The 13,184-nt window shown below is 66.2% G+C and carries 14 protein-coding genes; 9 read left to right on the forward strand and 5 right to left on the reverse strand.

Annotated features, from left to right (window positions below; translation table 11 throughout):
* Window positions 1-9 precede the first annotated feature (9 nt).
* Window positions 10-300, reverse strand: coding sequence for a 4a-hydroxytetrahydrobiopterin dehydratase (locus tag A9995_RS08080; protein WP_067611234.1), 291 nt, complete (start codon window positions 298-300; stop codon window positions 10-12).
* 53 nt (window positions 301-353) lie between these two features.
* Here A9995_RS08080 and ccmA point away from each other — a divergent pair, with 53 nt between their 5' ends.
* A complete protein-coding gene (gene ccmA, locus A9995_RS08085; RefSeq protein ID WP_067611237.1) occupies window positions 354-938 on the forward strand; it encodes a heme ABC exporter ATP-binding protein CcmA in 585 nt (194 codons plus the stop codon).
* Window positions 935-1,588, forward strand: coding sequence for a heme exporter protein CcmB (locus tag A9995_RS08090; RefSeq protein WP_067611240.1), 654 nt, complete (start codon window positions 935-937; stop codon window positions 1,586-1,588). Before ccmA ends, A9995_RS08090 begins: the two co-directional genes overlap by 4 nt.
* On the opposite strand, the gene A9995_RS08095 is transcribed toward A9995_RS08090, so the two are convergent.
* The gene (locus A9995_RS08095; protein ID WP_082992579.1) at window positions 1,585-2,841 is read right to left on the reverse strand and encodes a potassium/proton antiporter; all 1,257 of its coding nucleotides are present in this window, start codon (window positions 2,839-2,841) and stop codon (window positions 1,585-1,587) included. The genes A9995_RS08090 and A9995_RS08095 overlap by 4 nt on opposite strands.
* Before the next feature lie 102 nt (window positions 2,842-2,943).
* Window positions 2,944-3,540 carry an SDR family oxidoreductase gene (locus A9995_RS08100; protein ID WP_067611242.1) on the reverse strand — a complete coding sequence of 199 codons (597 nt, stop codon included), beginning with the start codon at window positions 3,538-3,540 and terminating at the stop codon, window positions 2,944-2,946.
* A gap of 388 nt (window positions 3,541-3,928) precedes the next feature.
* On the opposite strand from A9995_RS08100, the gene A9995_RS08105 reads away from it, so the two are divergent.
* The 4 genes from A9995_RS08105 to A9995_RS08120 all read left to right on the forward strand — a co-directional run bounded on the left by A9995_RS08105 (window position 3,929) and on the right by A9995_RS08120 (window position 8,326).
* A complete protein-coding gene (locus A9995_RS08105; RefSeq protein ID WP_145916869.1) occupies window positions 3,929-5,116 on the forward strand; it encodes an HD-GYP domain-containing protein in 1,188 nt (395 codons plus the stop codon).
* Between the two features lie 266 nt (window positions 5,117-5,382).
* The gene (locus A9995_RS08110; RefSeq protein WP_369815824.1) at window positions 5,383-6,441 is read left to right on the forward strand and encodes an 8-amino-7-oxononanoate synthase; all 1,059 of its coding nucleotides are present in this window, start codon (window positions 5,383-5,385) and stop codon (window positions 6,439-6,441) included.
* Window positions 6,438-7,064 (forward strand): dethiobiotin synthase, encoded by a 627-nt coding sequence (gene bioD / locus A9995_RS08115; protein WP_067611248.1) that lies wholly within the window; start codon window positions 6,438-6,440, stop codon window positions 7,062-7,064. Before A9995_RS08110 ends, bioD begins: the two co-directional genes overlap by 4 nt.
* Entirely contained in the window at window positions 7,061-8,326 is a 1,266-nt protein-coding gene (locus A9995_RS08120) for an adenosylmethionine--8-amino-7-oxononanoate transaminase (protein ID WP_067611251.1), read from the forward strand. Before bioD ends, A9995_RS08120 begins: the two co-directional genes overlap by 4 nt.
* A 106-nt stretch (window positions 8,327-8,432) precedes the next feature.
* Here A9995_RS08120 and map read toward each other — a convergent pair whose 3' ends face one another.
* Both map and A9995_RS08130 read right to left on the reverse strand, forming a co-directional pair.
* Window positions 8,433-9,260, reverse strand: coding sequence for a type I methionyl aminopeptidase (map, locus tag A9995_RS08125; RefSeq protein ID WP_067611254.1), 828 nt, complete (start codon window positions 9,258-9,260; stop codon window positions 8,433-8,435).
* Between the two features lie 52 nt (window positions 9,261-9,312).
* Window positions 9,313-10,134 (reverse strand): DUF4163 domain-containing protein, encoded by an 822-nt coding sequence (locus A9995_RS08130; protein WP_233998136.1) that lies wholly within the window; start codon window positions 10,132-10,134, stop codon window positions 9,313-9,315.
* 68 nt (window positions 10,135-10,202) lie between these two features.
* Between A9995_RS08130 and A9995_RS08135 the strand changes: the two genes are divergently transcribed.
* The 3 genes from A9995_RS08135 to argC all read left to right on the forward strand — a co-directional run bounded on the left by A9995_RS08135 (window position 10,203) and on the right by argC (window position 13,018).
* The gene (locus A9995_RS08135) at window positions 10,203-11,591 is read left to right on the forward strand and encodes a M17 family metallopeptidase (protein WP_067611260.1); all 1,389 of its coding nucleotides are present in this window, start codon (window positions 10,203-10,205) and stop codon (window positions 11,589-11,591) included.
* Window positions 11,592-11,703: 112 nt separating this feature from the next.
* A complete protein-coding gene (locus A9995_RS08140; RefSeq protein ID WP_067611263.1) occupies window positions 11,704-12,090 on the forward strand; it encodes a hypothetical protein in 387 nt (128 codons plus the stop codon).
* Window positions 12,080-13,018: an N-acetyl-gamma-glutamyl-phosphate reductase gene (gene argC, locus A9995_RS08145; RefSeq protein ID WP_067611266.1), complete on the forward strand. Its 939-nt coding sequence runs from the start codon at window positions 12,080-12,082 to the stop codon at window positions 13,016-13,018. Before A9995_RS08140 ends, argC begins: the two co-directional genes overlap by 11 nt.
* The last annotated feature ends 166 nt before the right edge of the window (window positions 13,019-13,184 follow it).

Genomic DNA, 13,184 nt, shown 5'->3' on the forward strand with positions numbered 1-13,184 from the left:
GGCTCCCCTCTAGAGCAGCGACTCGATATCCTTGGCCATGTTGACGTCGCGCAGGCTCAGCCCGTCGGCATCATGCGTGGTCAGCGTGATCTCGACCTTGTTGTAGACGTTGAACCATTCGGGATGGTGATCGCATTTCTCGGCCATCAGCGCGACGCGGGTCATGAAGGCAAAGGCTTCGCTGAAATCCGCGAACTCGAAACTGCGCGTGATCGCCTTGCCGTCGCGCGCCAGCGCCCAGCCCTGCAGCGCCCCGAGCCAGCTCTCGCGTTCGTCATCGTTCAATTGTCGAACCGGCATGAGCCATCTCCTTCGCTTGTCGGTTCGCGCGCTTTTGCCTATCGGACCTAGTCATGCAAGCCCGTCTCGCCGCGAAGGATATCGCCTGCCGCCGCGGCGACCGGTTGCTGTTCCGCGGCGTATCCTGCGCTCTCGCGCCGGGCGAGGCGCTGCATGTCGCGGGCGCCAACGGCATCGGCAAGTCGAGCCTGATCCGCATCCTCGCCGGCTTGCTGCGCCCGTTCGCAGGGGATGTAACCCGTAACGGCGGCATCGGTCTGCTCGACGAGCGTCCCGCTCTCGACCCGCAGGCCAGCCTGCAAGCCGCGCTCGGCTTCTGGGCCGCGCTTGACGGGACCAAACCGATGGCGCTCACCGAGCATGCCGATGCGCTGGGACTTTATAATCTGTTCGATGTTCCGGTGCGCTATCTCTCCACCGGCCAGACCAAGCGCGCCGCGCTCGCCCGGCTGCTGGGTCAGGGTGTCCCGATCTGGTTGCTCGACGAGCCGCTCAACGGGCTCGACACCAGAGGTGTCGCGCTGGTCGAGGAATTGGTGGCGCATCATCTCACCAATGGCGGGATCGCGGTGATCGCCTCGCACCAGCGCTTCACCGCCCCGGCCGCCACGCTCACACTGGCGGAGTTCGCCGCGTGATCGGCGCGCTGCTGCGGCGCGATCTGGCGGTCCTGCTGCCCGGCGGACGGCGCGGCGGCTCGCTGCTGCCACTGTTGTTCTTCCTCGCGGTGGCGATGCTCTACCCCTTCGCGGTCGGGCCCGAGCCTGAATTGCTCGCGCGCACCGGTGGCGGAGTGATCTGGGTCGCGGCGTTGCTGGCAGCGATCCTCCCGCTCGAACGACTGGTCAGCGCCGATCTGGAAGCCGGCGTGTTCGACCAGCTGCATCTGCGCGGGGTGTCGGAGGAGCTGGCGATGGCAAGCCGCCTGCTGGCGCATTGGCTCGCGTTCGCGCCGCTGCTGCTGCTCGCCGCGCTGCCCGCCGCGACGCTGCTCAACCTGCCTTCCGAGACGCTGCGCACGCTGTTGCTCGGCCTGCTCGCGGGTACTCCGGGGCTGGCAGCCATCGGCGTCGCCATCGCTGCGCTGACCGCCTCGCTGCGCGGCGGCGCAGCGCTTTCGGGGCTGATGGTGATCCCGCTGGCGGTGCCGATCCTTATTTTCGGCGCCGGTTCGCTGGCGCGCCCCGATGGCTCGGGACTGGCGCTGACCGCCGCGATCAGCCTCGGCCTGTGCGCGGTCGCCCCTTTCGCCGCCGGAGCCGCCATCCGCGCAGCGCGGGAAGGCTAGGCGGACTCTTTACGCGGAGGTTGCATCGGCTCGGCGACGCCCTCCATCCCCTTGCGATCGGCCCGCTCGCTGATCCCCAGCCGCGCCGCCATCCAGTTTATGCTCGGCCCCTGGATCACGCTCGACACCAGCACGACGAAGAACACCACGTTGAAGATGGTGAAGGCACCGGGCACCCCGGCGACGATCGGGAACGTGGCGAGCACGATCGGTACCGCACCGCGCAGCCCCGCCCATGAGACGAACAGCTTGGCGCGCCAGCCGAAGCGGCGGAACGGGGCGAGGCAAATGAACACGCTCAGCGGGCGAGCGACGAACATCAGGATGAAGGCGATCGCCAGCCCCGGCACCGCGACGTCGAGCAGATTGGTCGGCGCCACCAGCAGCCCGAGCGTAAGGAACATCACCACCTGCGCCAGCCAGGCCATCCCGTCCTGAAAGGTCGAGACGATCAGCTTGGCCTTGTAGGTGCGGTTGCCCGCAACCAGTCCTGCCAGATAGGCCGCGAGAAAGCCGTTGCCCTGCAGCAGCTGGGCCAGTCCATAGGCGATCAGCGCGCCGGCGATCGAGATCACGAACGCCAACCCGCCATGATAGAAATTGGAGCGCTTGAGCACCTCGGGGAGCAGGTAGCCGATCCCCAGCCCGATCACCGCTCCCATCGCCATCTGGATCGCGAAATCGGGGACCAGCGACAGTGGCGATGTGCCTGGGGTGAGGATAAACAGGATCGCGGCACCGACGAGGAAGATCGCCATCGGATCGTTCGAACCCGATTCCACCTCGATCAGCGCGGGCACCTCGCCATGCAGATCGAGCCCGCTCGAGCGCAGGATGGCGAAGACCGCCGCGGCATCCGTCGAGGCGACCACCGCGCCGAGCAGGAAGCCCTGCAGTGGCTCGAGCCCGAGCAGATACACCGCCGCCGCCGCGGTGATTCCGGCGCTGAGCAGCACGCCCAGTGTCGCCAGGACCAGTGCGGGCGAGACCACGCGCTTCACGTCGCGCCAGTCGGTGTCGAGCCCGCCCGAAAACAGGATGAAGATCAGGCAGGCGACGCCAATCCCCTGCGTCAGCGCGTAATTGTCGAACCCGATGCCGCCGGGCCCGTCCACCCCTGCCAGCATCCCCAGCGCGAGAAAGCCGATCAGTGCCGGCAGCCCGAAGCGGCTCGAGAGCGAGCCTGCGAACACTGTGGTCAGCAGCAGGATGCCCAGAACGAGGAGCGCGACATCGGGGGTGACGGATAGCATGCCAACCCTGAAAGCCGCCCGTGCCTGCGATGGCAAGGAGGAATGCGGAAGAACCTAGCCGAATGGCAATCGGTGAGGCGGGCTACAGCGGGAGCAAGCCCTTCAGACGCTTTCCATCGCGGCGGTCTTGCCGAGCCAGTCTGCGCTCTCGACCGCATTGGCGAGCACGAAGGCGACATCGCCACGCGCGGCCTTGCCCTTCGGATCGACGTCCTCGCCGAAGCGGATGTCGCGATTGCCGTCGGCATCGGTCAGCGCGACCGGCCGGACGATCGCATAGTCCAGACCCGACGCCTTGAGATGTTCGTCGGCCGCGTGCTTGGCCTGGAGATAATGCGCCAGCTCGCCATCTTCCGGCGGGTCTTCCGTTCCGATGCTGCTCAGCATCACGAAGCGTTTCGCGCCGGACTTCGCAGCAATGTCGATCAGGCGCATGGCTCCGTCGCGGTCGACCTTGTCGGTCATGTCCGCGCCGGTATGCCCGCCCGAGCCCGCGGCGAAAACGACCGCGTCGCAACCGGCGCAGACATCGTCCTGCAGATCGGTGAGATCGCCGCGCCGCCGCTCGGTTCCATCCGGCAGATCGCCGGTGTCCGAGCTTTCGCGAACGAGTGCGATCGGATCGTGCCCGCGCGTGGCAAGCTCCTTGACCAGCCGCAATCCGGTTTTGCCGGTAGCACCGGCGACAAGAATTTTCATATCAATCTCCAATAACAGCTCGGCGATCGCCTTCCCGGACCAAAGACGGCCCGATCGCAGGCGGCCCAATCACAGACGGCCCAATCACAGGCGGACCAGGTCGAAGGCGAATAGGGCGGTGGACCAGCGCCGAAACTTTGCGCGGGCGGCCCTCACGGCCGACCTTGGTGCCCGGCTCCCGGGCAGAGCGTTCCGGCAGAGCGTTCGTTGAAACGCTTCCAGCTCTTCTTGCACCCTAGATAATTTGTCGCGGCTCTCTTTCAACCGGCCTCTCTTTCCATCCGATCGCCCGCGGTTGCCGCCGGGCGCTCTATAATACCGATATCGGTTTTCTATTGGAGCGAAGGACCTTGGATTCGCGTATGGTCGGGCGGGCAGAGAAAGCGGCGTGACGCTCAGGCGCATCCCACGAGACCAGCTGCGGGTGGGCATGTATATCCATGCCTTCGAGGGATCGTGGTTCGATCATCCGTTCTGGAGCCGCAATTTCCTGCTCAGGCGCGAATGCGATCTGGCGACCGTGCTGCGCTCCGATATCGCGACGCTGCTGATCGACACCTCGAAGGGCAGCGACCTGCCGCTTCCGGCGCAAGCCTGGGTGGAGACGCCGGACCAGGATACCCGCACCCCCGACGAGAAAACTGCCGCCGCGACCCAGGTGGTCAACCGCGCCCGCGACGTGGTCCGCGGCGTTTTCGATTCCGCACGGCTGGGCAAGGCGATCGAATCCCGCGCCGTCACGAGCGTGGTCGAGGAGGTCGTCGCCTCGATCGAGAACAATCGCCACGCGCTGCTCAAGGTCCTGCGGCTCAAGAAGAAGGACGAATACACCTACCTGCATTCGGTCGCGGTCTGCGCGCTGATGGTCAATCTGGCGCGACAGCTCGGGATCGACGAGCAGGAAGCGGCGGTGCTGGGAACGGCGGGCCTGCTCCACGACATCGGCAAGGTCATGGTCCCGGCAGAGGTGCTCAACAAGCCGGGCAAACTGACCGCGGAAGAATATGTGCTGGCGCAAACCCATGCGCTGGAGGGCTATCGCCTGCTTGTCGAGGTCGACAATCTCCCGGACACCGCGCTGGATGTCTGCCAGCATCACCACGAGAAGATCGACGGGAGCGGCTATCCCCACGGACTTCGCGCCGATCAGATCAGCCGGGCGGCGCGGATGGGAGCGATCTGCGATGTCTACGACGCCGTAACTTCCAATCGGCCCTACAAGGACGCCTGGACACCGCTGGATGCGATCACCCGGATGCGAGAGTGGTCAGGGCATTTCGACCCGCAAATCCTTTCCGCATTCATGCTGAGCATCGGCGTGTTCCCATTGGGCACCGTCGTGCAATTGCGCGACGACCGGCTGGGGGTCGTCATCGAGGGTGGCCGCAATGGGACGCGGCCCAAGGCGCTGGCCTTCTATTCGACCCGCGAGCGGATGTTCACCCGCAACGAGCTGGTCGTCGTCGGCGACGAACGCTCGGGCACCGCCATCCTCGCCGAGGTCGATCCCGCTGCCTGGGACATCACGCGCGGGAGGATCGCCCGGCTGGTGCGGCTCGGAGTGCCCTGGGTCTAGGACGGCCGGACCGCAGCCGGTGCGATCGAACCGGCATCTCGCCGGCATCGACGCACTGTTGAAATTGGGGCGTGCCCCGGGGCTGCAGCTATCGCTTGGCCGCCATGCAGTTGAGTTCCCGATGCGGGTCCTGCAGAGGCTCCCGCATGCTGCACGATACACGATCACCCATCCGTCGATCTCTGCCGATGGGAAGCCACCATCCGCTGTTCGCGAGCCAGGCTGCCGATCTGCAAAGGCTCTCGGTCGAAGGCAAAGCGTGAAGCCTGCGGATGCCCGCAGGGATCGATTTCTCTTCGAACGACTATCTGGGGCTCGCAGGCTCCTCGCGGCTATCGCGCGCGATTGCCGACGCGCTGGCGCGCGGCGTCCCGGTTGGCTCGGGCGGTTCACGGCTCCTGCGCGGCAATCATTGCGAGCACGAAGAGCTCGAAGCCGAAGCAGCTGAATTCTTCGGCACCGAGGCTGCGCTCTACTGTTCGTCCGGCTTCGCTGCCAATTCAGCCCTGCTCTCGACTTTGCCGCAGGCTGGCGATCTGATCCTTCACGACGAGCTGATCCATGCCAGCGCGCACGAAGGCATGCGGCTGGCACGCTGTGATGCGGTGGCCGTGGCGCACAATGATACCGACGCTTTCGGCGATGCGATCGCCAGCTGGCGCAGCTCGGGCGGCACCGGGCGCCCCTGGATCGCGGTGGAGAGTCTCTACAGCATGGACGGCGCCAGAGCTCCGCTGGCGGACCTCGCCGCGCTCGCCGAGCGGGACGAGGCAATCCTGTTGATCGACGAGGCGCATGCAACCGGAGTTTTCGGACCCGACGGCCGCGGGCTGGCAGCGGCGCTCGACGGTCGTCCCAACGTCGTCACCCTGAAGACCTGCGGCAAGGCGCTGGGTTGCGAGGGCGCGCTGGTGTGCGGTCCGCGGATCGTCCGCGATTTTCTCGTCAATCGCGGACGAGGCTTCATTTTCTCGACCGCTCCGTCGCCGCTGATGGCGAGCGCGGTGCGCGAGGCGTTGCGAATCCTCGCCGACGAACCGGAGCGGCGGACGCAATTGGAAGCCCTGGTGGCGGAGGCTGAACGGCTGCTCGTCCCGCTGGGTGCGCGCCGGACCGGCTCACCGATCCTGCCGCTGGTGATCGGCGATCCCGCCCACACGATGGCCGTGGCCGAGGCGCTGCAGGGAGCGGGCTTCGATGTGCGCGGGATTCGACCGCCGACGGTTCCGGAAGGGACGTCGCGGTTGCGCATTTCGATGACGCTCAACACCGGCCCCGGCGACATTGCCGCGCTGGCGGACGTTCTCGCCGAGGTCCTGCCATGAGCGGATCGGCACTCGTAGTCACCGGCACCGATACGGAGATCGGCAAGACCGTCTTCGCCGCGGGTCTCGCGGGCGCGCTCGCAGGGCATTACTGGAAACCGGTTCAGGCGGGCATCGAGGACGGCAGCGATCGCGACCGCGTGGCAAGCCTGAGCGGGTTGCCGACCGCGCGCATCCTTCCCGAAGCCTATCGGCTGACCACGCCCTGTTCCCCGCACGAGGCGGCCGCGCGCGACGGTGTCGCGATAGACACTTCGCTTCTCGAACCGCCGGCGGCCCGCCCGCTGGTGATCGAAGGCGCAGGGGGCGTGCTCGTGCCGCTGACCGATGAGGTTCTCTTTGCCGATGTCTTCGCCCGTTGGCGCCTGCCCGCGATCATCGTCGCGCGCACCGGACTGGGCACCATCAACCACAGCCTGCTCACGATCGAGGCCTTGCGAACTCGCGGAGTGCCCATTCTCGGCATCGCGTTCGTCGGCGATGGCAATGAGGAAAGCGAGAGCGCCATTGTGCGGATCGGCGGCGTGCGCAGGCTCGGCCGGCTGCCATTGCTCGATCCGCTGACGCGAGACAGTCTTTCCTCCGCCTTTGCTGCGAATTTCAGGCTGGAGGACTTTTCTTGACCAACTCATCGATCTGGCATCCCTTCACCCAGCATGGGCTGGGCGAGCCGATCCCACAGGTCGCGCGCGCCAAGGGCGCGGCACTCTACACCGCCGATGGCCGGCGGATCGTCGATGCAATCTCGTCCTGGTGGGTGACGACCCACGGACACTGCCATCCCAGGATCATGGCAGCCATCGCCGAACAGTCTGCACAGCTCGACCAGATCATCTTCGCGGGATGGACCCACGAACCCGCCGAGACCGTCGCCCGCGGCCTTCGCGACTTGATGCCCGACGAATTGACGCGGATATTCTTTTCCGATTCCGGATCGACCAGTGTCGAAGTGGCGCTCAAGATGGCGCTTGGATATTGGGCGAACACCGGTCGGCCGCGGCACAAGATCCTCGTGCTCGAACATGCCTATCATGGCGACACGGTTGGCGCGATGTCGGTGGGCGCGCGCGGGGTCTTCAACGCCGCCTACGCGCCGCTGTTGTTCGATGTCGAGACGCTCCCCTTTCCCCATGGCGACGGCGCGACGACCCTCGAGAAATTGACTGCCCTGTGCCGTGAACACCCGGCAGCGTTGATCGTGGAGCCCCTGATCTGCGGTGCGGGCGGCATGAAGATCTACGACGCCGCCATCCTTGCGGAGATGCGCCAGATCTGTGCCCGGTACGATGTGCTGTTCATCGCCGACGAGGTCATGACCGGATGGGGGCGCACCGGTACGCTGCTGGCATGCGAGCAGGCCGGGATCGTCCCGGACATCCTCTGCCTCTCGAAGGGGCTGACCGGCGGAGCCATGCCGTTGGCGGTTACCATGGCGACCGAACCGATCTATGCCGCCCATCTTTCCGAGGATCGCGCGCGGATGTTCTTCCACTCCTCGAGCTATACCGCAAACCCGCTGGCCTGCGCTGCTGCGGCGGCGAACATCGCCATCTGGCGCGACGAGCCGGTCATCGAACGGATTGGCAAGCTTGCCGAACGGCAGGCGAAGCATCTCGAGAAATTGGCGCGCAACCCGCGGGCTACCAATGCTCGTCGCGCCGGTACGATCGCCGCCGTCGAAATCGAGGATGCCAAGGGCGGTTATCTCTCCGATCTCGGTCCGGCGCTCCTGTCCCGTTTCCGTGAGGCCGATTTGTTGCTGCGGCCGCTCGGCAACACGATCTACGTCATGCCGCCCTATTGCATTTCGGACGAGGATCTCGCGTCGATTTACACCGGGATCGAGGACGCCGTGGAAAGCTTGCGGCCCCAGCCGGAAATGTGATCGATCACAGAGGGCGGGTCATCGGCCCACTCCCGGTCACTGTAGCGCCGCCATCACAGCGACAAAGCTGCCGGTCCGGCGGAAAGATCATTCAGGGCAGCAAGCCTCAGGCGTAAGGCGGCTGGTGCAGGCCCTTCGCGCTCTGGGTGAATATCTCGTTGCCGGTCTCGGTGATGCCGAGCGAGTGCTCGAACTGCGCCGAGAGGCTCTTGTCGCGGGTCACCGCGGTCCAGCCGTCGTTGAGCAGCTTGGCGTGCGGGCGGCCGAGGTTGATCATCGGCTCGATGGTGAAGAACATCCCCGGTTTGAGCACCGGTCCGGTGCCCGCCCTGGCGGCGTGGATCACCTCGGGCGCGTCGTGGAACAGGCGGCCCAGACCGTGGCCGCAGAATTCGCGGACCACACCATAGCGGTACTGGCTGGCATGCGCCTCGATCGCCGCGCCGACATCGCCCAGTCGCGCCCCGGGCTGCGCTGCCGCGATGCCAAGCATCAGGCATTCATAGGTCACTTCGACCAGCCGCCGCGCTTTCAGCGGCGGTTCGCCGGCGAAATACATCCGGCTGGTGTCGCCATGCCAGCCGTCGAGCAGCGGGGTGACGTCGATATTGACGATGTCGCCCTCTTTGAGCAGCTTCTCGCTCGGGATGCCGTGGCAGATGACGTGGTTGATCGAGATGCAGCAACTGTGCGCATAGCCGCGATAGCCCATGGTCGCGGGCACCGCGCCGCCGGCCAGCGTGAGCTCGCGCACCTTGTCGTCGATCGCCGCGGTGGAAACACCGGGCTGCACCATGGGCGCAATCTCGTCGAGGATGGACGCCGCGAGCTGGCCCGCGCGGCGCATACCGGCATAGCCTTCCTCGCCGTGAAGCTTGATGGTGCCGTCGCGAAGGACGGTCTCTGTGCCGTCGATGGTCTGATATTCGGTCATGGCCGCGATGTAGCGACAAGCGCGCCGAATTGCGAGGTTTTTGCTGCGTTTCCTAGTTCTGGGGCCCCAGCGAGAAGGCTCTCTCGTAGCCCGGTTTCACCGCATCGAGCAACGCGGTGTCCACCGGCAGGTCGAATTCGTACGATCCCTCGGCATAGGGACCAGCGACATAGGGCATCACCAATATCCCCACCCGGTCGAAGGTCTCGCCATCGGACGAACCCAGCAGCACGGTGATCTCCTCGACGCCCGGACAGGCGCTGAAATAGTCGTCGGCATCGGGATCGACCGGTTCGCCGCGCCGTTCGCCGCGTTCGGCATCGAGCATGGTGCAGAACCGCCGCGCGATCGCGTTCTGGAAGTTCTGCGGGTCGCGGAACAGGGCCAGCGGATCGCGAGCCACCCCGGCGCGCTTGTCCCACAACAGGCTGTCGAAGCCGGTGTTGGGATGCGCGCCGCCCGCATAGGTCGAGATCGTGCTCGAAAGGCTCAGCCAGCCGGGAAGATCCGCCACCAGCTGCCATTCGCCCGAGAAACTGTGTGGGCGGAAAGGATAGTCGGCTTCCGCCGCTGTCGCGCGGTCCTCGCGCGTCGTCTCGACCAGCTCGGCGCGCGCTGTGTCCGCGCGGCCCTGCAGCAGCCGGGCCAGCGCAGGGATGGCGTTCGCTTCGCCCGGCCAGGAATATTCGAATTCGAAATCCTCGGTGCTCTCGGCGATGGCGCGCGCATCGCCTGCCGCACTGCCCGGCGGAAGCGGTGTTGCAGCGGCTGCATTCGCCTCGCCCGAGGGGCCGATCCGCTCTTCCATCTCGTCGGCATCGGAGCACGCGGCACTCGACAGCAGAGCTGCAATCAGGAACAGGCGCGGGTTCATTCGCATTCCTTTGCCATACGCAAAACCAGATTTGCCATATGCAAAACCAGAACAGGGACAGCCGACCAATGGCCGATACCAGTGATTTGATCCAGCCGGATCGCGGACAGGACGCGATTTCGATCCACCTCGTCGCGCGCGACAGCTTCGAAGCGTGGGCGAAGCAGCTCTCGACCGGGCAGCGCAGCGCGCTCGCGGCACAGAAATTCGAAGGCGGCGGCTATCAGACCGCGATCGTCCCCGATGGCGATGGCTGGTTTGCAGTCGGCGGGGTCGCGAACCCCGCCGAACTATCGAGCTGGTGCATGGCCAAGCTCGCCGAGGACCTGCCCGCGGGCACGTATCGCCGGGCCGAGGGCGAACCAGGCCCGGCGTTGCATGGCTGGCAGACGGCGCAATACACCTTCGATCGCTACAAGAAGCCCGAACGCCCCACCGGTCCGCGCGTGCTGCTGACCAAGGATGCGGGCAAGATCGACGCCGCGATCGCCGAAGCGCGTGCGGTGTGTCTGGTGCGCGACCTCGTCAACACGCCGGCCGAGGACATGGGACCCGCTGCGCTCGAGGAGCATGCCGAACAGCTCGCCAAAACGCACCAGGGCGCACTGACCGTGGTGCGCGGCGATACACTGGAACAGGAATACCCGATGATCCATGCGGTGGGCCGCGCGGCGGCGCGCAAGCATGCGCCGCGGCTGCTGCACCTGACCTGGGGCAAGGAAAGCGATCCGGTGCTGGCGATTGTGGGCAAGGGTGTGTGTTTCGATTCGGGCGGGCTCGATGTCAAATCGGCCAGCGGCATGAAGCTGATGAAGAAGGACATGGGTGGTGCCGCGCATGCGCTGGCGCTGGCCGGTCTGATCATGGGCGGCGGGCTCAAGGTGCGGCTGCATTGCCTCGTCCCTGCAGTCGAGAATGCGATCTCGAGCAATTCCTTCCGCCCCGGCGATGTGCTCTCGTCACGCAAGGGGCTGACCGTCGAAATCGGCAACACCGATGCCGAGGGGCGGCTGGTGCTCGGCGATGCGCTCACCCGGGTGAGCGAGGAGAACCCCGACCTGATCATCGATTTCGCCACCCTTACCGGTGCGGCGCGGGTCGCGCTGGGACCGGAGTTCCCGGCGCTGATGACGCGCCGCGATGGCACCGCCGATGCGCTGATCGCAGCAGGGCGCGCGCATGACGACCAGCCCTGGCGGCTCCCGCTGCCCGAAGGCTATGCCGAATGGCTCGCCTCGGACATCGCCGACACCAACAACGCGCATGGCAATGCCTTTGCCGGGGCCAGCGTGGCCGGACTGTTCCTCGACAAATTCGTCGGCGAAGGCCTGGACTGGGCGCATTTCGACACCTTCGCCTGGCGCCCCGCTGCCAAGCCCGGGCGGCCCAAGGGCGGCGAAGCCTATGGCCTGCGCGCCGCCTGGCACATGCTGCGGGAGCGCTATGGGAACGCCTAGCGGCCAGCATGACCAGCCTCGCGTCGTGCGTAACAAAGGCGTCATGCTTGCCGCAGGGCGTCCGCGCGGCTAAGCGCCCCGCCATGCCCTCGACGAGGATCCCGACCGCGCTGTGAGTCAGCCTGCGCCCTATGATCTGCCCGACGGGATCGTCGGCCTGACCGGTGCTGTCGAACGCCCGGTACCGGGTACGCTGCCGCTGCGCGCCGATCTGGCGCATATCGCGCTCGCGCAGCGCTTCCTCGCGGTCCATTATGTGATCCCGCAGATCCGCATGATCGGGGCTTCGGACACGCCGCTGATGCTGGCTCCACGCGCGGATTGCGAAGAGCTGGCCGTTCTCGGGTCAGGCACCGCGATCGAGGCGCTCGACTGCTCGGGCGGCTGGTGCTGGGTGTGCCGAGGGCCCGAAGGGCCGAGCGGCTATATCCCCGCTTCCAGCCTCGCCCCCGACGGCGAGCCAGCAAGCGACGACCTCGCAAGCGGCCATGCCGCATAGCGTTTTCGTCGACGGCGCAGCGGGTACCACCGGGCTCGAGATTCTCGATCGCCTGACGGGCCGCGATGGCTTCACGCTGATCCAGCTCGACGAAACCCGCCGCAAGGACGAGGCGGCGCGCCGCGAAGCGCTCAACGACGCCGATATCGCCATCCTGTGCCTCCCCGATGAGGCCGCGCGGCAAGCGATGGAACTGCTCGATCCGGATGCGGGAACGCGGGTGATCGACGCTTCCTCCGCGCACCGCACCACCGAGGGCTGGTGCTATGGCTTCCCCGAACTGGTTGGGCGAACCCGCGTCGCCGAAGCGCGCCGGGTGAGCAATCCGGGCTGCTATCCGACTGGTTTCCTCGCGCTGATCGCGCCGCTGGTGCGCGAGGGGCTGCTGCCTGACGACTGGCCCTATACGGTCAACGCCGTCAGCGGGTATTCCGGTGGCGGGAAGGAATTGATCCAGCGCTTAGAGAGCGGCGAGGCACCGGCCTTCCGCGCCTATGGCTACGATATGGCGCACAAGCATGGGCCCGAAATGAAAGCGCATGCGGGGCTGAAGCACGGCGTAATATTCGCTCCCTCGGTCGTCCCCGCTTATCGCGGCATGATCGTCGAAGTTCCGTTGCATCTTGGTGCAATGGCGGGCGAGCCGACCGCTGATGCGCTACGATCCGCGCTGGCGGACTTCTACGCGGATTCGCTGGTTGTATCGGTACCCGACAGCAGCGTGCCGAGTGAGTTGGTCCTGGAAGAAAGCGCGCCGCCATCGGATGGCATGGAGCTTTTCGTATTCGGCAATACCGGCGGCTGGCACGCGCGCCTGGTCGCGCGGCTCGACAACCTCGGCAAGGGTGCCAGCGGGGCGGCGATCCAGTCGCTCAACCTGATGTGCGGCCTTCCCGAAACGACCGGGCTCCGGCTCCCCGCTGCCTAAACTTCGGGCAGCGGTCGCACAAGATTTGTGCACCCCCCTCGGTCGCTGCAATGCCGTTGCAATTTGCACCTTCCGACTTTTCGAAACTTGCCCCAAACCGGCCTTGCGCGCCCGCTTCGATGCTTTACGCTCGTTTGCGCGCCTGGCACGATTCTTGGAACATCTA

The organism is Erythrobacter sp. QSSC1-22B (assembly GCF_001678665.1).
Lineage (GTDB): Bacteria > Pseudomonadota > Alphaproteobacteria > Sphingomonadales > Sphingomonadaceae > Qipengyuania.